At 62.7% G+C, this 19500-nt stretch carries 15 protein-coding genes; 9 read left to right on the top strand and 6 right to left on the bottom strand.

Annotated features, from left to right (window positions below; genetic code table 11):
- The first annotated feature begins 664 nt into the window (after positions 1-664).
- Positions 665-2215 carry an acyl-CoA synthetase gene (locus ACSQ84_RS32870; RefSeq protein ID WP_436215889.1) on the top strand — a complete coding sequence of 517 codons (1551 nt, stop codon included), beginning with the start codon at positions 665-667 and terminating at the stop codon, positions 2213-2215.
- Between the two features lie 115 nt (positions 2216-2330).
- On the opposite strand, the gene ACSQ84_RS32865 is transcribed toward ACSQ84_RS32870, so the two are convergent.
- Positions 2331-2540 (bottom strand): cold-shock protein, encoded by a 210-nt coding sequence (locus ACSQ84_RS32865; RefSeq protein WP_192735591.1) that lies wholly within the window; start codon positions 2538-2540, stop codon positions 2331-2333.
- A 174-nt stretch (positions 2541-2714) separates the two neighbouring features.
- Positions 2715-3479, bottom strand: a complete 765-nt coding sequence (locus tag ACSQ84_RS32860) for a helix-turn-helix domain-containing protein (protein WP_436215888.1) — start codon at positions 3477-3479, stop codon at positions 2715-2717.
- Between the two features lie 243 nt (positions 3480-3722).
- Between ACSQ84_RS32860 and ACSQ84_RS32855 the strand changes: the two genes are divergently transcribed.
- The 3 genes from ACSQ84_RS32855 to ACSQ84_RS32845 all read left to right on the top strand — a co-directional run bounded on the left by ACSQ84_RS32855 (position 3723) and on the right by ACSQ84_RS32845 (position 9167).
- Entirely contained in the window at positions 3723-5957 is a 2235-nt protein-coding gene (locus ACSQ84_RS32855) for a marine proteobacterial sortase target protein (RefSeq protein WP_436215923.1), read from the top strand.
- A gap of 223 nt (positions 5958-6180) precedes the next feature.
- The gene (locus ACSQ84_RS32850; RefSeq protein ID WP_436215887.1) at positions 6181-6750 is read left to right on the top strand and encodes a class GN sortase; all 570 of its coding nucleotides are present in this window, start codon (positions 6181-6183) and stop codon (positions 6748-6750) included.
- Positions 6751-6944: 194 nt separating this feature from the next.
- The gene (locus tag ACSQ84_RS32845) at positions 6945-9167 is read left to right on the top strand and encodes an acetate--CoA ligase family protein (protein ID WP_436215886.1); all 2223 of its coding nucleotides are present in this window, start codon (positions 6945-6947) and stop codon (positions 9165-9167) included.
- Positions 9168-9316: 149 nt separating this feature from the next.
- Here ACSQ84_RS32845 and ACSQ84_RS32840 read toward each other — a convergent pair whose 3' ends face one another.
- Positions 9317-10078, bottom strand: coding sequence for a S1 family peptidase (locus ACSQ84_RS32840; protein ID WP_436215885.1), 762 nt, complete (start codon positions 10076-10078; stop codon positions 9317-9319).
- A gap of 112 nt (positions 10079-10190) precedes the next feature.
- On the opposite strand from ACSQ84_RS32840, the gene ACSQ84_RS32835 reads away from it, so the two are divergent.
- The 4 genes from ACSQ84_RS32835 to recQ all read left to right on the top strand — a co-directional run bounded on the left by ACSQ84_RS32835 (position 10191) and on the right by recQ (position 15231).
- The gene (locus tag ACSQ84_RS32835) at positions 10191-10823 is read left to right on the top strand and encodes an HAD-IA family hydrolase (RefSeq protein WP_436215884.1); all 633 of its coding nucleotides are present in this window, start codon (positions 10191-10193) and stop codon (positions 10821-10823) included.
- A gap of 108 nt (positions 10824-10931) precedes the next feature.
- Positions 10932-11879: an AAA family ATPase gene (locus ACSQ84_RS32830; protein ID WP_436215883.1), complete on the top strand. Its 948-nt coding sequence runs from the start codon at positions 10932-10934 to the stop codon at positions 11877-11879.
- A 7-nt stretch (positions 11880-11886) separates the two neighbouring features.
- Positions 11887-13263, top strand: coding sequence for a vWA domain-containing protein (locus ACSQ84_RS32825; RefSeq protein ID WP_436215882.1), 1377 nt, complete (start codon positions 11887-11889; stop codon positions 13261-13263).
- Between the two features lie 105 nt (positions 13264-13368).
- Positions 13369-15231 (top strand): DNA helicase RecQ, encoded by a 1863-nt coding sequence (gene recQ, locus ACSQ84_RS32820; RefSeq protein WP_436215881.1) that lies wholly within the window; start codon positions 13369-13371, stop codon positions 15229-15231.
- Between the two features lie 15 nt (positions 15232-15246).
- On the opposite strand, the gene ACSQ84_RS32815 is transcribed toward recQ, so the two are convergent.
- The gene (locus ACSQ84_RS32815; RefSeq protein ID WP_436215880.1) at positions 15247-16260 is read right to left on the bottom strand and encodes a 1-aminocyclopropane-1-carboxylate deaminase; all 1014 of its coding nucleotides are present in this window, start codon (positions 16258-16260) and stop codon (positions 15247-15249) included.
- A gap of 161 nt (positions 16261-16421) precedes the next feature.
- Here ACSQ84_RS32815 and ACSQ84_RS32810 point away from each other — a divergent pair, with 161 nt between their 5' ends.
- Entirely contained in the window at positions 16422-16886 is a 465-nt protein-coding gene (locus ACSQ84_RS32810; RefSeq protein WP_436215879.1) for an Lrp/AsnC family transcriptional regulator, read from the top strand.
- Positions 16887-16950: 64 nt separating this feature from the next.
- Here the strand turns inward: ACSQ84_RS32810 and ACSQ84_RS32805 are convergent, their stop codons facing one another.
- Complete coding sequence (locus ACSQ84_RS32805; protein WP_436215878.1) at positions 16951-18204, bottom strand: S1C family serine protease; 1254 nt, start codon at positions 18202-18204, stop codon at positions 16951-16953.
- Between the two features lie 189 nt (positions 18205-18393).
- On the bottom strand, positions 18394-19422 hold the full coding sequence (locus ACSQ84_RS32800) for a Bug family tripartite tricarboxylate transporter substrate binding protein (RefSeq protein WP_436215877.1): 1029 nt from the start codon (positions 19420-19422) through the stop codon (positions 18394-18396).
- Between the last annotated feature and the right edge of the window lie 78 nt (positions 19423-19500).

Genomic DNA, 19500 nt, shown 5'->3' with positions numbered 1-19500 from the left:
GGGATGGGATGCGGTGGACGCGAAGGTGCCTGTGACGAAGGTGCCTTGCCCGGCGAAGCCTTTTGGCGAAGACGGGTGTCGCGTACGGCAAAGACGTGTGGTCCTGACGTCGCGATGCTGGCGTCAACGCACCTGGAGGCAATTGCTTCTCAGGGCGCAACGGAGGCAAAAGAGCCGTTCTCCGGGGAGAGCTCGTTATAAGCCGTAAAGCCATTGCGCAGGGAATGTCGGATGCTCTCCGCTGCCCTGTATGCTCGTGTGCGCACTTTTTGCACAATTTGCACACGAGACCGCGGGTGCAGCGCGCATCCGGCATTCCCCGCGCCCTCTGTTTGGAGGGTACGGAAAATTCGATAGCAAGCCTCGGGCGTAATGCGTCGCGAGAATGCGAAATTGTATCCTCCGTCATTGCGAGCCACCGGGTCGCGCGAATGCCGCCCGATGACAGGCTCCGCGAAGCAATCCATTCTTCCTTTGCTCGGCAAGATGGATTGCTTCGTCGCTACGCTCCTCGCAATGACGGTGGATGGAGCCATCTCCCCACCCGAACCGCCCTCGCCCCAGCCACTCCACGCAAGACAGCATCCCCCATATGACCCCTCATCTGCTGGAAACACCATCAAGCAAAACCAGCGGCGCGAGACTGCCGGATTTGGAGGATGCCTTGTCCGTTCGCTATTACGACTGGATCGCCCATTTCGGCCGACGCACGCCGGACAAGATCGCGGCCGTCGATCTCGCCAGCCAGCGCCGGTTTTCCTATGCCGGGTTCGATACGCGGATCTCGCTGCTCGCCACCCATCTCCGCGACAGACTGAAAGTCGCGCGCGGCGAGCGGGTCGCGGTGCTGGCGCTCAATACCACCGATACGCTGGAAGTGCAGTTCGCCTGCTTCCGGATCGGCGCTGTCTTTCTGCCGCTCAACACCCGCCTCACCGTTCCCGAACTGCAATACATCGTCGGCGATGCTTCGCCGAAAGTGATGATCCACGATGCTGATCTTGCCGAGGTCGCGCTTGAGGTCGCAAAACTCTGCAACGTGTCGTCGGCGCTGCTGCTCGGCCCCGGCGGCTCCTATGAGGCGGCAATCGCGGGATCAAAACCGCTCGACCGCGCGGAGATGGTCACGCTCGATGACATCTCGACCATCATGTACACCTCGGGCACCACGGGCCAGCCCAAGGGCGCGATCATCACCCACGGCATGACGTTCTGGAATTGCGTCAATCTCGGCGGCCCCGCTTACATCTCGCCGTCATCGGTGCTGCTCACGGTGCTGCCGCTCTTCCACACCGGCGGGCTGAATTGCTACACCAATCCGGTGCTGCACGCCGGCGGCACCGTGCTGATCATGCGCGCGTTCGATCCTGGTCTGGCGCTGCAATTGATCAGCGATGCGTCCGTCGGCATCAACCAGTTCTTCGGCGTGCCGGCGATCTATCAGTTCATGTCGCAGCACCCCGCGTTCGCTGCGGCCGATTTCAGCCGGTTGGTGATCGGCGGCGTCGGCGGCGCGCCGATGCCGGTGCCGCTGCTAAAGCTATGGGAAGCCCGCGGCGTCGCCCTGCAGCAAGGTTACGGCATGACCGAGACCAGCCCCGCGGTGCTGACGCTCGACAAGGAAGACGCCGCGCGCAAGGCCGGCTCCTCCGGCAAGCCGGTGCTGCATACGGAAGTGCGGATCGTTCGCCCTGATGGCACGGATGCCGATGTCGGCGAACTCGGCGAACTCTGGGTGAAAGGGCCGAACGTCACGCCGGGCTACTGGAACCGGCCGGATGCCAACGCATCCTCCTTTACAGATGGCTGGCTGCACACCGGCGACGCCACGCGTGTCGACGAGGAGGGCTTCTACTACATCGTCGACCGCTGGAAGGACATGTACATTTCAGGCGGCGAGAACGTCTATCCGGCGGAGGTCGAAAGCGTGCTGCATCAACTGAACGCCATCGCCGAAGCGGCCGTGATCGGTATCCCGAACGAGCAGTGGGGCGAGGTCGGCATGGCGATCGTGGCGGTGAAGCCCGGCCAGACGCTTTCAGCCGAGGAAATTCACGCGCACTGCCAAGCCAATCTGGCGCGGTTCAAATGCCCGCGGCTGATCAAGTTCGTCGACGCCCTGCCGCGCAACGCGACGGGGAAGATTCACAAACCGACATTGCGAAAGAATTTCAGCGTTTCGAAGCCGACCGACCAAGCGGCGATTGCTTCATGATCGTGCGCGAGCACCAACGAAAAGCCCGCCGGTTCATCACCGGCGGGCTTCTGTATCAGAGGCTAATCAAGGGATCCCAGTACGTCCGTGGTAATCCGTAATCAGCAACCTTTATTTAGTCGACGCGAAGGTTCTCGGCGCTGGTCTTGCCGCGCATCGGGTCCTTCTTCGCTTCGAACGAGATCTTCTGACCTTCGTTGAGCGAGCTCAGACCTGCGCGCTCCACAGCCGAGATGTGAACGAAAACGTCCGTTCCACCATCGTCGGGCTGAATGAAGCCGAAGCCCTTGGTCGCGTTAAACCACTTAACTGTTCCGGTAGCCATGTAACTATCTCCAAGATGCGCGTATGCGCTTTGCCTGCACGACCTCCGTGCCGGCTTGATCCGATTTCAACGATGTCTTGGGGATGGGCCGGTGTCGGCGTAGTCAACAAGGCAAACGACAATTCGAATAAGTGCGATATAGGCCATTTGCCCGGGAAATACAAGGGCCCCCAGCTAGCCGGGCAAAAACATCGCAAACGGCTCATCGATCGTACGGCGCAAATGGGCGCGATAGGCAGCATAATTGGCATTATCGGGCGAAATCCGTCCAAAAGTCGGACTTTCGATCATCTTGACCGGCACATAGGCGATCGGGGCTGCGATCGGCGTCAGCAGCGAACCGCGCCCCGCCAGCAGCGTGGTGATGATGCCGTACATTTCGCCGGATATCGCTAGCCGAGCCACCGTGATCAGGCGGTGCTGGCCGTGCCGGTTGGTGACGAGATAGATGTGGCCGGACTGGTTCGGCACCGATACTTCACCGAACTGGGTATACGCCGCGTCCTGCCGCTCGCGTTCGTGGAACACGAGCGACGAGGCCGTGTCATCCCAGCCGATCTCGGTGCGGTAGGCGAAGATCGCATCCTTGTCGCCGAACGACGGCCGGATCGTCACATAGGCGCCCTCGATCCACGCCACCGCGCGGCGCGAATAGGCCCCCAGACCATCCGGCGCGATGTCACCATTGATCGGTATGACCGGCGCCGGGGCATCCGCCGTCTTGCGCAGCGATACGCCGAGCGCCTGTTCGAGCCGGACCGTGGTCGCCAGCGTGAACGGACGGCGGCCGCCGAGCACCTTCTCGAGCGTCGAAAGGCTGAGTTTTGCAAGCTCGGCCAGCGATTGCCGCGAGATGCGGCGACGGGCGATCTCCTCACGAATGGTATCGGCGATCTGCCGGCTCTGCTCGGCGGAAAGCTGCTTGTCCGGCGTCGGCATCGTCACCCCTGTTCGGCCTGCTTGGGTACTCTACCAGACGCACAATCCATCACAAACCCGCACAAACCCGTCCGCGCGGTGGCGCCCTCCGCTGGCGTCAGGCTGAACAAGGCCGATCATTCCGCTCGCGCCACCTCGCGCGTTACCGGAGATTTCCTCCACGGCGAACAATTCGCACGGGAGAAGGAAATGACGATTTGCGGTGAAATCCAGTCCAGCAGGAGTACGCGCCTGTCGCGCAAAATGCGCGTCATCCTGTTCTTCGCCTTTGAGAGCGCCGCCGCACTCTTTATCGGATTTGCGGCATTATTTTTGAGTTTTGAGCCGGCTTGGTCTGCCGAACGCGCGCAGACCGCCTTCCTCAAGGCAAGCGACGCCCGCTCCGGCTCGCTGCTGCTGAAGACCGAGGACGGATATGCCGACGCCTCGCGGCTCGGCATCGATGTCGACCTCACCGTGTCCGGCCCCACCGTGCGCGCCCGCGTCACGCAGGTGTTCCGCAACCCGACGCAGAATTGGGTCGAGGCGGTCTACGTCTATCCGCTGCCGTCGGGCGGCGCGGTCGATACGCTGAAGATGGTGGTCGGCGACCGCGTCATCGTCGGCGACATCAGGGAACGGCAACAGGCCCGCATCATCTATGAACAGGCGCGCGCCGGCGGCCACAAGGCGGCGCTGACCGAACAGGAACGGCCGAACATCTTCACCAACTCCGTCGCCAATATCGGCCCCGGCGAAACCGTGCTGGTGCAGATCGAATACCAGGAACCGGTGCAGCAGACCGGCCATGAATTCTCGCTGCGGCTGCCGATGGTGGTTGGGCCGCGCTATAATCCTGCACCAATCGTGCAGAGCGTCGATTTCCGGGCCGATGGCGGCGGCTGGGGCGCTGTCAAATCCGATCCCGTTCCGGACCGCGACCGCATCTCGCCTGAAGTGCTCGACCCCGCGACCAACGCGCCGGTCAATCCGACCAGCATCACGGTGCGGCTGCAGGCCGGCTTCCCGCTCGGCGAGGTCAAGAGCCATCACCATCCCATCAAGACCGAAAGCCCCGACAACGACACGCGCATCATCAGGCTCGCCGAAGCCGCGGTGCCGGCGGATCGCGACTTTGAACTCACGTGGAAACCGGCCGCCGAGAAGGCGCCGTCGGTCGGGCTGTTCCGCGAACGTGTCGGCGACAGCGATCATCTGCTCGCCTTCGTGACGCCGCCTTCGGTCGAGCAGAACGAGCAGAAGCCACTGCCGCGCGAGGTGATCTTCGTGATCGACAATTCCGGCTCGATGGGCGGTATCTCGATTATCCAGGCCAAGGCCAGCCTCACCTACGCATTGGGCCGCCTGCAGCCTGCCGACCGCTTCAACGTGATCCGCTTCGATCACACCATGGAGATGCTGTTCCCGGCCTCGGTGCCAGCCGACCGCGAGCATGTCGATCAGGCCACCTCGTTCGTCGGCGCGCTGCAGGCCACTGGCGGCACCGAAATGGTACCCGCGATGCGCGCTGCGCTCAGCGACAGTTCCGGCAGCGACACCAACCGCGTTCGTCAGGTCGTGTTCCTGACCGACGGCGCGATCGGCAATGAGCAGCAATTGTTCGAGACCATCAACGCGCTACGCGGCCGCTCGCGCATCTTCATGGTCGGCATCGGCTCCGCTCCGAACACCCATCTGATGACTCGCGCCGCCGAACTCGGCCGCGGCGCCTTCACCCATATCGGCTCGGTCGAACAGGTCGAGGAGCGCATGCGCGGGCTGTTCTCGAAACTGGAGAATCCCGCGGTGACCAATCTCACCGCGAAATTCTCCGACGCCAGCGCTGACACCACGCCGGCGGCGATCCCCGATCTCTACCGCGACGAGCCGCTGGTGCTTGCCGCAAAGCTCGACAAGCTCACGGGCTCGGTCGAGATCAAGGGCCGCATTGGCGACCGCCCCTGGGTGGTGACGCTACCGCTGGCGAATGCGGCCGAGGGCAAGGGCCTGTCGAAATTATGGGCGCGTCGCAAAATTGCGGACGCCGAAGTCGCGCGCACCACGCGGCAGGCGAGCCCGGAGGATGCCGACAAGACCATCCTCGCGCTGGCGCTGGAACATCAACTGGTGACGCGGCTGACCAGTCTCGTGGCGGTCGACAAGACCCCGAGCCGCCCCGAGGGCGAGCCGCTCAAAGTCGCGGAACTACCGATCAACCTGCCGGCCGGATGGGACTTTGCAAAAGTGTTCGGTGAACGCCCGGCCCTGCCGGTCGCGCCGACCGAACGTCGCGCCGAGGCCGGCGAGGCCAGGGTTCAAGTCGCCGCGCTGAAGCGTTCGGTTCCGGCGGTCACGGCGGCGCCGGGCACCGTCCAGCTTCCGACGACGGCGACCGACGCCGAGCTGAGAATGATCCTGGGTGTGATCTTCCTCATATTCAGCCTTGTGCTGTTCGCGTTCAATCGGCGCCAGGCGTTGACCCCCCTGACGCCGACTTGACGGAGGAGGCCCCCCAAGCTCCTCCCGAATGCGCGCGCGGCCCTCCGTCCCCCAGGGTCGCGCGCGCGACTTTTTTCAAAGTCGTCTTCAACGCCGTCATTGCGAGCGAAGCGAAGCAATCCATGGTGCAACAAAGCAAGAGTGGATCGCTTCGTCGCTGACGCTCCCTTGCGCAAACGCTTCGCGTTTGTCGCAGGCAATGACGGAAGTATGGGCCACCCAAATGCGCCGCTTCGCCTTCCCACTCCTGCTCGCGCTCGCCGGCCTCATCCTGTTCGGCCAGGGCGGCTACATCCACGCCAAGGCGCTGCTCGCGCAGATCCTGCTGGAGCGGGCGTTCACCGAAGCCATCGCCACCGGCCGCGAGACAAAACCGTGGTCGTGGGCGGACACCTGGCCGGTGGCGCGCATCGAGGTGAGGCGGATCCATGCCAGCACCATCGTGCTCGCGGGCAGCAGCGGACAGGCGCTCGCCTTCGGTCCGGGCCATGTCGAGAACACCCCCGACGCGGGCGAACGCGGCGTGGCGGTCTATTCTGCGCACCGCGATACGCACTTTCGATTCCTGAAAGATGTCGCCATCGGCGACGAGATCGACGTCACGCGCAGCGACGGCAGGAAATTTCGCTATCGCGCGGATTCGACTTCCATCGTGCGTTTCGATGCCTCGGGCATCGATCCGCTGTCGAGCGGATATGAGCTGGTGCTGTCGACCTGCTGGCCGTTCGAGGCGCTGACACCGGGGCCGGACCGCTATCTCCTGCACGCCACCTTGATCGGGCCTGTTCCCTGAGTTCATCCTTCCGTACGGGAAGCAACGAATACTCCGCCTGCCGGGATATCGTGCGTTGCGCGAAGGGTGCTATCGGGCCAACGCGTGTTGCCACCCTCCCCGAGTCTCAATAAAAAGAATGAAAACGCATGGCGGCTGACGATCGCAAGAGATCGCCACCGGCCAAAGGACACAACAAGGTAAGGGCACGCTCCATGGAAGCTCGGGTAGTCAACGCGTCGCATTCGATCGAAAAATGGTCGCCCTCGTCCGACGCCAGCGACATCGTCAAAAGCATCCATGCGATGCTGCACCCGCGCAACATCGTGCTGGTCGGCGCGACCGACAAGCCCGGCAACTATGCCGAGCGCATCTGGAACAATCTGGTCAAGTACCAATACAAGGGCAAACTGTTTCCCGTTAATTCCAAGCGCGAAACGATCTGGGGCGTACCCTGCTACAAGGATTTCGCCAGCCTCCCGGAGAAGCCCGATCACGTATTGGTGCTGGTGCCGGCGCGTTTCGCGGTGCAGGTGATCCGCGACGCGGCAGCCGCCGGCGCCCGCTCCGCCACCATCGTCACTTCGGGCTTCAGCGAATTGCAGGACGCGGAAAGCCAGCGGCTGGCGGTCGAACTGAAAGAGGCGGTACGCGAAACCGGGCTTGCCGTCACCGGCCCGAACTGCCTCGGCAATCTGAGCGCGGGTGAAAACCTCTTCACCAATATCGACGACCGCATCGTCACGATGGAAGCCGGTCCCGTCGCGATCGCCGGGCAATCCGGCGCGATCGTGATGGCGATCCGCCAGGCGCTGGAGGATCGTGGCGTCGGCGTCGGTTACATGGTCACCACCGGCAACGAGACCGGGCTCGAGACGCCGGACCTGATGGCTTATTTCGCGGCCGATCCGTCGATCCGCGTGATCGTGGTCTATCTCGAAGGCGTGAGGAACACAAAAGTGTTCCGCGAAGCTTGCAAAGCTGCGCGCGCCGCCGGCAAACCGGTGATTGCGCTCAAGCTCGGCGCCTCCGAGGGCGGCCGTGCGGCTGCGATGGCGCATACCGGCGCGCTGGCCGGCTCCATTCAAACCTTCGATGCGATCTCGGCGCGCGAGGGCGTGATCCGCGTCCGCGGCCTCGATGAACTGATCGAGACCACCGAGTGCTTCGTGCACGCCGATCCGCCGAAGGGCAATCGCCTCGCTGCCGTCTCCCTGTCAGGCGGCAAGCGCGGCCTGCTGATCGACGCATTCGATTCCGCCGGGATGGATTTTGCGCCGCTCCCGCCCGGAGCCACCGAAAAACTGTCCAGGATGCTCGGGCCGGGCAGCATCGTCGGCAATCCGCTCGACGCGGGATTTGCCGCCGTGGTCGATCCATCCGTCTACATGCAGTCGATCAAGATCATGATCGATGATCCCGACACCGATATCGTCATCATCGACGCCGAACTGCCGAAGGCGCCGCATGAACTGCGCGAGCGCAATCTGCGTATCGTCAACGACATGGCGGGCGCCGCCAACAAGCCCGTGATCTACATCAGCACGATGTCGATCGGCTTCACCGAATTCACCAAGGGCCTGCGCAAGTCGCTGCCGAACATCGCAGTCATGCAGGGCCTCGACCGCGCGGTGGGTGCAATCAAGTCGCTGATCGAATATGCCTCGCTGCGCAAGGAAGTGCCTGACATTGTGTCGAGTTCGAAGGCTTCCGCGCGCGCCGTGCTGGAGAAGACGCTGAAGAGCGCCAACGGCGCCGCGGCGCTTGACGAGGTCGCGTCGAAAAAGCTGCTGAAAGCCTATGGCATTCCTGTGTCCAAGGAAGAGATCGCACAGACCGCGGCGGACGCGGTGAAGATCGCCAGGAAGATCGGGTTTCCCGTCGTCGCCAAGGTGGTCAGCGCCGAAATCCTGCACAAGTCCGACATTGGCGGTGTGGTGCTGAACATCAACAGCGCCACTGAGGTGAAGAAGGCATTCAACGACATCACCGCACGGGTCAGGAAGCTGAAGAACAAGCCCAAGCTTGAAGGCATTCTGATCGCGCAGCAGGTCAAGGCCGACCTTGAACTCGTGGTCGGCGCCTCGCTCGACGCCGAGATGGGCCCCGTGGTGCTGTTCGGCACCGGCGGCGTCGACATCGAACTGATGAAGGATGTCGCGCTCGCCGGCGCGCCGCTCGATGCCGACGAGGCAAAAGAGCTGATCGGCAAGACCAAGGCCGGCGTCAAGATGAAGGGTTATCGCGGCAAACCTGCATTGCACGAGGCTTCGGCGGTGAAGGCGCTGGTCGGTCTATCCAATCTGATGGCGGATGCGGGAACCCGCATCGCGTCGATCGACGTCAATCCGTTCCTGATCAACAGCAAGGTCGGCGTCGCGGTCGACGGATTGATCGTGCTCAACAACGCCGCGGCGAACAAGGCGGCGGGGCATTAGGCGATCAGTTCAGCAGTCATCGTCGTCCCTGCGAACGCAGGGACCCATAACCACCGATGCCAATTGTTGAGAAGGCAACTACCACCATCGCCTTGCCGATAGGCCACGGCGTATGGGTCCCTGCGTTCGCAGGGACGACGGATGTATAGCTACAACCCCGCGCCCCATTGCCGCGCGGTCTGTACCAGCCAGTCGCGATAAAGCGTCAGCGGCGTGACGCCGGTCAGCCCGCCGCAACCGGCGGAGCCGTTCGGTCCGGTCGACCAGCTGACGACGCCGACGATGGTCGGACCGGTTTGCTTGTCCTCGAATACCGGACCGCCGGAATCGCCGGTGCAGGCGCCGAGCCCGTCGCGCGTGCCTTGGCCCACGGGATCGACGAGGCGAATCTGCAGCGTTCCCGGCTTGCCGGTTGCAACTAAACCGGCGACGCGGATGGTGCCGCCGCTCTTGCCATCGCCGCGCAAGGTGACGCCGATGCCGGCGATCGTGAAGCGGCTGCCGACGATAATGGGAATATTGGGCATGCCGAGCGTCGATGGCGTCTTGCCTTTGACGGGTGAACCCAATTGCAGCAGCGCCACATCGGCGGTCGCCCGGTGCGCCAGCATCGCCTGCTTATTGAAGCCGGGATGAATGGCAACGCTCTTGACGTCCTGCAGGGACGGCTGCCTGTCCGCGCCATACTCGACGATCTTGTAGTCGGCGCCAGGCTGTACGCAATGCGCCGCGGTCAACACGATTTTGGGCGCGATCACCGCTCCCGTGCAAAAATTTCCGCGGGAGCCGACAATGGTGACGACGGAGCGGCCGACACCCTCGGCGGGTGGCGCGCCACCGCCCACGATGGCGTAAGCAGGCGCGACGGCCAGTGGCACAAGGACGGCGGAAATTCGAAGCAACATTTTCATCACCGCAGCAATACCCCGCGTGGCCGGCATCGCCAAGCCGCGGATCGGACTGGCTCCGAAGGGCATTCTGTGTTAGCCGCTCGCCCATCGCGCATGGATATGGCAGGGACTAATGATCGAGGCAGTGATCTGGGACTTCGGCGGGGTGCTGACGACTTCGCCATTCGAGGCCTTTACGCGATTCGAGACCGAGCGCGGGCTGCCCGCCGATATCATCCGGCGCACCAACGCTGCCAATCATCTGGAAAACGCCTGGGCCAAGTTCGAACGCGCCGAAGTCGATATCGAAGCCTTCGATGCGCTGTTCGCCACGGAATCGCTCGCCCTCGGCGCGGAAGTCCGCGGCAGGGATGTGTTGCCGCTGCTCTCTGGCGATCTGCGTCCCGAAATGGTCGAGGCGCTCAAACGCGTGAAGGCCAGATTCAAAACCGGCTGCATTACCAACAACCTTCCCGCCAATGCGATCGGCAGCCATAGCGGCCGCTCGCTCTATGTCGCCGAGGTCATGGTGCTGTTCGATCATGTCATCGAGTCTGCCAAGATCGGCCTGCGCAAGCCGGATCCTCGCATCTACCGGATGATGGTCGAGACGCTGAAGGTCGATCCCAAGAACTGCGTCTATCTCGACGACCTCGGCGTCAACCTGAAGCCGGCGCGCGAGATGGGCATGACCACGATCAAGGTGCTCAATGCGGCGCAGGCGATCGCCGAGCTCGAGGCCGCGACTGGGCTTACATTGCGCTAGGCGGAATTAGCCGAATTTGTCGCCTTCGTATGAGCAAACGAGGCTTGTTCTTTGCCGGGAACGCAGGCAGAACACTCTGAAATCCAGTGAATTTCGGAGTTGAAACCCGTGGCTGACAAAGGGCCGACCGCCTCGATCGAGGCCGTGGAAAGCGGCCTTGCCGCGCAGGGCTATATTGCGAGCCGGCAGATCGCGACCGCGGTCTATCTCTCGCAAGCGATCGACAAGCCCATCCTGGTCGAAGGTCCCGCCGGCGTCGGCAAGACCGAGCTTGCGAAAGCAATCGCGGCGTGGCGCGGGCTGAAGATGATCCGCCTGCAATGCTACGAAGGGCTCGACGAAGCCAAGGCGCTCTACGAGTGGAAATACGCCAAGCAGCTTCTGTACACGCAGATCCTGAAAGACAAGCTCGGCGAGGTGCTCGGCGGCGCCGAGACGCTGCAGGAGGCGCTGGCGCAGCTGCACGACTTCGGCGACGTGTTCTTCTCCAAGGAGTTTGTCGAAGCGCGGCCGCTGCTGCAGGCACTGGAGCAGCCTGCCGGCTGCGTGCTCTTGATCGACGAAATCGACAAATCGGATGCCGAGTTCGAATCGCTGCTGCTGGAAATTCTCAGCGATTTCCAGGTCACGCTTCCCGAACTCGGCACCATTACCGCCATCGCCGCGCCGACCGTGATCCTGACCTCGAACAGCGAGCGCGATCTTGGTGACGCACTGAAGCGCCGCTGCCTCCATTTGCACATCGGCTTCCCCGAGCAGAAACTGGAGGAGCGCATCGTCGAAAGCCGCGTGCCCGGCATTTCCCAGACGCTGCGCAAGCAGATGGTCGGATTTATCCACGAGGTCCGCACGCTGGATCTGAAGAAGCTGCCGTCGGTGAGCGAGACCATCGATTGGGCCCGGGTGCTGGTTCTGCTGCAGGCACCCGAGCTTGGCCACGAAGTGGTCAAGGATACGTTGAATGTGCTGTTGAAGTACGAGGCGGACATCGAGGCCACCCTGCCTCAGGTCTCGAGCTTCATCGGCAAGGCTTCGCGTCAGAACGTCTTCGGATAGGCCCAAGATGAGAGAGAACCTGCATCGCTTCTTTCGTGCGGCGCGGGGCGCAGGCGTCAGGCTCTCGCCGGCCGAAAGCATAGATGCGATGCGCGCGGTCTCCAAGGTCGGCTTCACCGATCGCACCGTTCTGCGCGATACATTCCTGCTGACACTCGCCAAGAGCCAGGATGAGAAGAAGGCGCTTGGCGACTGCTTCGATCTCTTCTTCGACCAGCCGGAAACGTCGCAGCCGCCGCCCGAAGAGAGCGAGACGGACAAGTCCGACACGCCGGACGCCGACGCCGCATCGGAGACGCAAGGCGACACCGATGGCGGTGAGGAGGCACAAGATCTCGGCCAGCTCGCGCAGATGCTGCTGTCGCAGGACCGCAACGCGATGGCCGCGGCCATCGCCAACGCCTCGAATGCCGCATCGCTGTCCAACATCCGCTATTTCACGCAGCGCGGCATTTTCTCCGGCCGGATTCTCGACCAGATGGGCATCCAGCGCCTGCGCGACGACCTCGACGCGCTGACGGCGACCAATCCGGCATTGGCGGAACGGCTGCAGGCCGCGCTGGACGGCTTGCGCGACACCGTGCGCGAAACCGTCTCCCAGGCCCTGATGCTGTACGGCCGCGAGGAAGCCGAAAATCTACGCAACGAGATCCTGCGCAATGCGCCGCTGTCGCGGATCGAGCCGCGGCAGGTCGAGCAGATGCGGCTGCTGATCCGCCAGATCGCGCGCCGCCTGCGCGAGCGTTACAGCAAGCCGCGCAAGCGGCAGCGCCGCGGCCATCTCGACGTGCGCCGGACCATCCGGCGCAATGCGGCCTGGGGCGGCGTGCCGTTCCTCACCGCCTGGAAGCGGCGCCACCGCGACAAGCCGAAGATCATCGCGCTCTGCGACGTCTCGGGTTCGGTGGCACGCGTGTCCGATTTCTTTCTGCTGCTGATCCACAGCCTGCACGAAGTAGTCTCGGATGTCCGTTCGTTTGCCTTTTCCGGACATCTGATCGAGGTCAGCGACATCCTGGAATCCAAATCGCCGGAAGAGGCAATGGCCGAGATCATGTCCAAGGTCGGCTTCGGTTCCTCGGACTATGGCAATTCATTTGCCGATTTCGAGCATGAATGGATGAACGCGATCACGCCACAGACCACCGTGATCATCCTCGGCGATGCCCGCAGCAACAACCTCGATCCCCGCGCGGATATCCTGCGCCGTATCGGCGAACGATCGAAGCGGCTGGTCTGGCTCAACCCCGAGGGGCGAATGGCCTGGGGCTGGGGCGACTCGGAAATGCCGCGTTATTCTACCTTCTGCACCGTGGTACGGCAATGCGCGACCGCGCAGCAGCTGGAGCGTGCGGTTTCGGATATCGTGGCGAGTTATCAATAGGCGGTTATTCCGACGAAATGACCGACATTGTTGGGCCGTGTTTTGGGATATCCTGATATTGTTCATTCGCGAATCCCTCATCCACCGCCCCCGTTTGAAGCCGACATGGAATCAGCCCTTAATCGAAAGCCGGACCAAGCCCCCGACGCGCTGTCCGTGCTGAATGCCGTGTTCGGCCTGCCGGCCTTTCGGGGTGAGCAGGAAAAGATCGTCCGGCACCTCACGGACGGCGGTAACTGCCTGGTGCTGATGCCGACCGGCGGCGGCAAATCGCTGTGCTATCAGCTGCCGTCGCTATTGCGCGACGGGTGCGGCATCGTGGTCTCGCCGCTGATCGCGCTGATGCGCGACCAGGTCGCGGGACTGCTCGAAGCTGGCGTCAGGGCGGCGGTGCTGAACTCGACGCTGTCGTATGAGGAAGCCAACCAGGTCGAGCAGCGGCTGTTGTCCGGCGACCTCGACGTGCTCTACGTCGCGCCCGAACGTCTGTTGACGCCGCGCTGCCTCGGCCTGCTCGCCCGGGCCAAAATTGCGCTGTTTGCGATCGACGAGGCGCATTGCGTGTCGCAATGGGGGCATGACTTCCGTCCGGAATATATCGGCCTATCCGTCATCGCCGAGCGTTTCCCAGATGTCCCGCGCATCGCGCTGACCGCCACCGCCGATGATCTCACGCGCCAGGAAATCGCCGAGCGGCTCAGGCTTACCGATGCTCCTCGCTTTGTTGCGAGCTTCGACCGGCCGAACATCCGCTATGAGATTGTCGATAAGCAGAACGCCCCGGCGCAGCTCAAGGCCTTCATCAGCGAGCGCCATGCGGGCGATGCCGGCATCGTCTATTGCCTGTCGCGCGCCAAGGTTGAAGATACCGCGGCCGCATTGAACAAGGCCGGCGTGCCGGCGCTGCCCTATCACGCCGGGCTCGACGCCGGTCTGCGCTCCCGCAACCAGGATCGCTTCATCAACGAGGACGGCGTGGTGATCGTCGCCACCATCGCGTTCGGCATGGGCATCGACAAGCCCGACGTACGCTTCGTCGCGCATCTCGACCTGCCGAAGAGCATCGAGGCGTATTACCAGGAGACCGGGCGCGCGGGCCGTGACGGCAAACCCTCCAGCGCCTGGATGGCCTATGGCCTGTCCGATATCGTGCAGCAGCGTCGCATGATCGATGAATCTACCGGCTCGGAGGCTTTCAAGCGCGTGTCGATCGGCAAGCTCGATGCGCTGGTCGGGCTCGCCGAAACCGCCGGCTGCCGGCGCAGCCGCCTGCTCGGCTATTTCGGCGAAGCGGTCAGTGATGGCAATTGCGGCAATTGCGACAACTGCCTGTCGCCGCCACAGCTTCTCGACGGCAAGGTGATCGCACAGAAAATATTGTCCTGCGCCTATCGCACCGGGCAGCGCTTCGGCGCCATGCACCTGATCGATGTGCTGGTCGGCCGCATGACCGAGCGCGTCACGCAGTTCGGGCACGACAAGATATCCGTGTTCGGCATCGGCGCCGAACTCAACGAAAAGCAATGGCGCGCGGCGATTCGGCAAGTGGTGGCGATGGGTCACCTTCAATCCGACAGCGAAGCGTTTGGCGCCTTGAAGCTGACGGAGAGCGCCCGCGGCGTGTTGAAGGGCGAGACCGAAGTGATGCTGCGCGAAGCGCCGGCCGGCACCCGCGTTCGCGCCAGCCGGACCAAGTCAAGGCGCGGCGATCTGGCACCGCGCGCTGGTGGAGAAGGTGAAGTCGCCGATGCCGGCCTGCAGGCGGCGCTGCGGGCATGGCGCTCCGAGATCGCGCGCAAGCGCGGCGTGCCGGCCTATGTGGTGCTGCACGATTCGACCATCGACGGCATCGCCGCCTCCCGCCCCGCGTCGCTCAACCAACTCCGCAACATTCCAGGCATCGGCGACAAGAAGCTCGAGCATTATGGCGACGAGCTGATCGCGCTGGTGAAGGCGGCAGAGCGCTAAGCACTTACCGCCGCATCACCCGTTGCGGAACGTGTAGGCGTATCCGTTGATCGCGGGCGCACCGCCGAGATGGGCGTAGAGCACCTTCGATCCCTTGGGGAAGTAGCCCTTGTTCACGAGGTCGATCATGCCCTGCATGGATTTACCCTCATAAACGGGATCGGTGATCATGCCCTCAAGACGGGCGCAGAGCCGGATTGCCTCCTTGGTCTCTTCCGAGGGAACGCCATAAGCCGGATAGGCATAGTCCTCGATCAGGACGACGTCGTCCTCGACGATCTCCTTGCCCAGTTCAACCAGGGAAGCCGTATTGCGGGCGATATCGAGCACCTGCGCCTTGGTCTGCTCGGGCGTGAACGAGGCGTCGATCCCGATCACCTTGCGCGCGCGGCCGTCCTTGGCAAATCCAACCAGCATGCCGGCATGGGTCGAGCCGGTGACGGTGCAGACCACGATGTAGTCGAAGGCGAAGCCGAGTTCCTTTTCCTGGGCACGGACCTCTTCGGCAAAGCCGACATAGCCGAGCCCGCCATATTTGTGCACGGAAGCGCCGGCCGGGATCGCATAGGGCTTGCCGCCTTTTGATTTGACGTCTGCGATCGCCTCTTCCCAGCTTTGGCGAATGCCGATGTCAAAGCCTTCATCCACCAGCTGGACGTCGGCACCCATGACGCGGCTGAGCAGGATATTGCCGACGCGGTCGTAGACGGCGTCTTCGTGCGGCACCCAGCTTTCCTGCACTAGACGGCATTTCATGCCGATCTTGGCCGCGACCGCGGCGACCATGCGGGTGTGATTGGATTGGACGCCACCGATCGAGACCAGCGTATCGGCATTGGAAGCGATCGCGTCGGGCACGATGTATTCGAGCTTGCGCAGCTTGTTGCCGCCGAACGCCAGCCCGGAATTGCAATCCTCGCGCTTGGCGTAGAGCTCGACCTTGCCGCCGAGATGCTGCGTCAGCCGCTCCAGCTTCTCGATATGGGTTGGCCCGAATGTCAGCGGATAGCGTTCGAATTTTTCCAGCATGCCGTCATCCTCCGTGATGTCTGTTCCGAGCGAACCGCTTATCATCAGACGATGGAAAGGTGCTTTCTAAGTTGACTCTGAATATTCGCTAATTCATTGCCACCCCCGCCAGAAATGCTAGTTTTCATCCGTCAACCAGCTAAATGATGAAAGATTCTTCCGTGACCGGCCAACTGGATAGAACTGACCTCAAGATATTGCGTTTGCTGCAAAATAGCGGGCGGCTGAGTAACGCCGAACTGGCCGAAGCGGTCGGGGTCAGCGCAGCCACCTGCCATCGCCGCACCCAGCGCCTGTTCGACGACGGCTTTATCGGCGCGGTCCGGGCAATGGTGGCGCCGCGCAAGGTCGGCAAGGGCGCGCTGGTCATGGTCGGCGTCGTGCTCGACCGCTCCACGCCCGAGAGTTTTGCCTCATTCGAGCGCGCGATCGCGAAACTGAAATTCGTTCTCGACTGCCACCTGGTAGCCGGCGATTTCGATTACTTCCTGAAAATTCGCGTCGGCGACATGGAGGATTTCAACCGCATCCACGGCGAGCAGCTGATCGCGCTGCCCGGCGTGCGCCAGACGCGGACCTTCTTCGTCATGAAGGAAGTCGTCGATAACGCGCCGCTGGATTTTTGAGGCGGACGTTCAATAGCCGCGCGGGCACGCCGACGTCCCCAAGTTACGTGCCCAACGCGTCGCCCTAATTCTTGGCGCTCTCGGTCGGTGCTTTCGCTTTGCACGAAATCAAGAGGGTAAACGCCCTCGCATTGCGGGCGATGTCAGCGGTCTTCAACTCGGCCTTCGAATCGGACGTTTGGTACGAGACCACGCTGTTATCCAAAAAGTCTCTCAAGGCGCCGGTCTTGATGGCGAAATTGATGTTCTCGGGGATATTGCCAGTCGCCTTGACAAATTTCAGCGCATTCAGCTTGGCCGCAACGACGCCGACGACTTCGCCGCTCGAGGCCAGCAACGGCCCGCCGCTGTTGCCCGGCTGGACCGCGGCACTAATTTGCAGGAAACGCGTGTCGTTCAAAATACCGCTGAGCGAACTCACGATTCCGGTCGTCACCGTGAAGTCGGACGTGAGCAATCCGTGAAACGGATAGCCGATCGCCACAACGCTATCCCCGGAGTGTATCGCCTTGTCCTTGATGACAGCGATGTCCTTGAACGTGCCAGGGGCCTGAAGCAGGGCAAGTTCGTTCGTTTCATCGCTGGAAACCAGACGTAGCTTGACCGGTGCTTCGCCGGTCAGGCTGCCTTGGATATCCCCGACACAACCATCGACGACGTGCTGATTGGTGACGAGGTGTCCACCGGTGCTGACCAGAAAACCGGTTCCGGTTTGACTGGTCATCTTTTCAGGCTTGGCCGACGCAGAACCCGGCGCCGCCGCCGCCGACTTCGTCGCCGCAACCGCAACTGAAAAATCCCCGGCGGCGGCGATACCGAACTGTTTCACCTTGGCCACGCAATTCGCCAGCGTCGGCAACAATTGCGCGGTCTGATCGAGCTTGAACTGAAAGAGCTGCCCCTGCGTAAAGGCCGTCATCGCCTTGGCCTTGCGGAATTGCGCAATGAGCGCCGAGTTGATCGGCATCGGCACACGGACCAGTTTGTCGGCAATCGGGATGCCATGAACATTGAATGGCGTCTGACCATCAAACGTCAGGACAATCGGGAATGCCTGCCCGGTCGTCAGCGTCCAATTTTCATGGGCGAATCCCAGGCCCCATCCTCCCTTGTCGTCTATCGTGACCAGAAAGTGGATGCCGCTCCCGTAAGTGGCGCCGGCGGCGCAATGCGTAAACGCGCCGCTCTGGTCGTTGGTATAGGCCCCGCCCTTCCAGTTGCCCACATTGATGGTGCCATAAGGACCACGCGCACTGGATGTTGAAGACGCCGCAATCAGGCACAACGCTGCAACAACCGCTCCGATTGCAAATCTCATTTCGACCTACTCAAATGAGCGCCCATCTCAATGGGCGTTGAAATCAAACCGCAAGCGAGGCCGGCATCTTCAGTGCCACGGAACCGCAACCGGCACGCGAAGTGCGGCCCAAAGCCCGATCCGCAGTTCCCACTTTGTTCTTTCAACTAAAGGGTGTCAATCCGGAAATTGATTGAAGGGCACCGCGCCTTACTTCGCCTCGCTCGCCTTGATGCCCGAGCTTTCAACGAGCTTTGCCACCCGTGGCAGGTCGGCGGCGAACAGGCGCGCATGCGCCTCGGGCGTCAACTCGCTTTCAGGGAATGGCAAGGTGCCGAGCTGCGTCAGCTTCTCCAGCAGGACTGGGTCAGCCAGCGCCTTGCGGAGCGCTGCGTTCAGCGCGCCGACGGTCTCCTTGGGTGTGCCCTTGGCCACGTAGAGCCCATGCCACATCGTGTAGCTGACCTCGGGCATGCCGAGCTCAGCGGTGGTCGGCACGTCTTTCAATTGTTCAAGCCGCTTTGGCGACGTGATGGCGATGCCGTGAAGCGTTCCGGCTTGAATCTGCGGCAGCGCGTTGGTCACCTGATCCCACAGCAGATCGATCTGCCCCGCCAGGAGATCGCCGATCGCCGGTGCCGATCCGCGATACGCCACGACGGTCGGCTTGAAGCCGAGCACATTGCCCATCATCACGGCGCACAGATGACTGTTGGTGCCGATGCCGCCGTGCGCGAAGTTCGCCTTGTCGCCTTGCGCCTTGATCCAGGCCACATAATCCTTCGGTCCCGCGCCAGGAATCGACTTGCGGCCGATCAGCACCATCGGCGCATTGTTGACGAGGCCGACCGCCTCGAATGCGGTCGTGGTATCGTAGCGCAGGTTGGTGAACAGGCTGGGCGCCGCCAGCAGCGCGACGTGATTGATCAGGATGGTGGAGCCGTCAGGCGCCGATCGGGCCACCCGGTCATTGGCCAGCGTGCTGCCACCGCCGACCACGTTCTCGATGATGACGGACTGGCCGAGCGTCTGCGACATCCGCTCGCCAATCAGGCGCGCGACCGTATCCGTGCCGCCGCCGGCCGCATAGGGCACTACCAGCGTTATCGTTTTGGAGGGCGACTGCGCGTGAGCCTGGGTAGCAAGCACGGCAAACAAGAGGCCGAAGCCGATAAGCGCGGTTCTAAAAAGCCGATTGATCACGACGGCGTCCTCCCAGGACTTTTCTTTTGTTGTCATGCCGCATGTTTGCGGTCGTGCAGGCGCTCGCGAAGCTGCACTGCAGCAAACGGTGCGGCATCGCATGGATGCAGATCA

The sequence above is a fragment of the Bradyrhizobium sp. LjRoot220 genome (genome assembly GCF_964252915.1).
In the GTDB taxonomy this organism is placed as follows: domain Bacteria; phylum Pseudomonadota; class Alphaproteobacteria; order Rhizobiales; family Xanthobacteraceae; genus Bradyrhizobium.
This window is presented reverse-complemented; position numbering and strand designations above follow the sequence as displayed.

Excerpts from the sequence above, each read along its gene's own strand:
- ACSQ84_RS32835 (WP_436215884.1), top strand. The coding sequence starts at position 10,191 with ATGATCGAGGCAGTGATCTGGGACTTCGGCGGGGTGCTGACGACTTCG.
- ACSQ84_RS32855 (WP_436215923.1), top strand. The coding sequence starts at position 3,723 with ATGCGCGTCATCCTGTTCTTCGCCTTTGAGAGCGCCGCCGCACTCTTT.
- ACSQ84_RS32800 (WP_436215877.1), bottom strand. The coding sequence starts at position 19,422 with ATGACAACAAAAGAAAAGTCCTGGGAGGACGCCGTCGTGATCAATCGG.
- ACSQ84_RS32865 (WP_192735591.1), bottom strand. The coding sequence starts at position 2,540 with ATGGCTACCGGAACAGTTAAGTGGTTTAACGCGACCAAGGGCTTCGGC.
- ACSQ84_RS32860 (WP_436215888.1), bottom strand. The coding sequence starts at position 3,479 with ATGCCGACGCCGGACAAGCAGCTTTCCGCCGAGCAGAGCCGGCAGATC.
- ACSQ84_RS32840 (WP_436215885.1), bottom strand. The coding sequence starts at position 10,078 with ATGAAAATGTTGCTTCGAATTTCCGCCGTCCTTGTGCCACTGGCCGTC.
- ACSQ84_RS32850 (WP_436215887.1), top strand. The coding sequence starts at position 6,181 with ATGCGCCGCTTCGCCTTCCCACTCCTGCTCGCGCTCGCCGGCCTCATC.
- recQ (WP_436215881.1), top strand. The coding sequence starts at position 13,369 with ATGGAATCAGCCCTTAATCGAAAGCCGGACCAAGCCCCCGACGCGCTG.
- ACSQ84_RS32815 (WP_436215880.1), bottom strand. The coding sequence starts at position 16,260 with ATGCTGGAAAAATTCGAACGCTATCCGCTGACATTCGGGCCAACCCAT.
- ACSQ84_RS32805 (WP_436215878.1), bottom strand. The coding sequence starts at position 18,204 with ATGAGATTTGCAATCGGAGCGGTTGTTGCAGCGTTGTGCCTGATTGCG.
- ACSQ84_RS32845 (WP_436215886.1), top strand. The coding sequence starts at position 6,945 with ATGGAAGCTCGGGTAGTCAACGCGTCGCATTCGATCGAAAAATGGTCG.
- ACSQ84_RS32825 (WP_436215882.1), top strand. The coding sequence starts at position 11,887 with ATGAGAGAGAACCTGCATCGCTTCTTTCGTGCGGCGCGGGGCGCAGGC.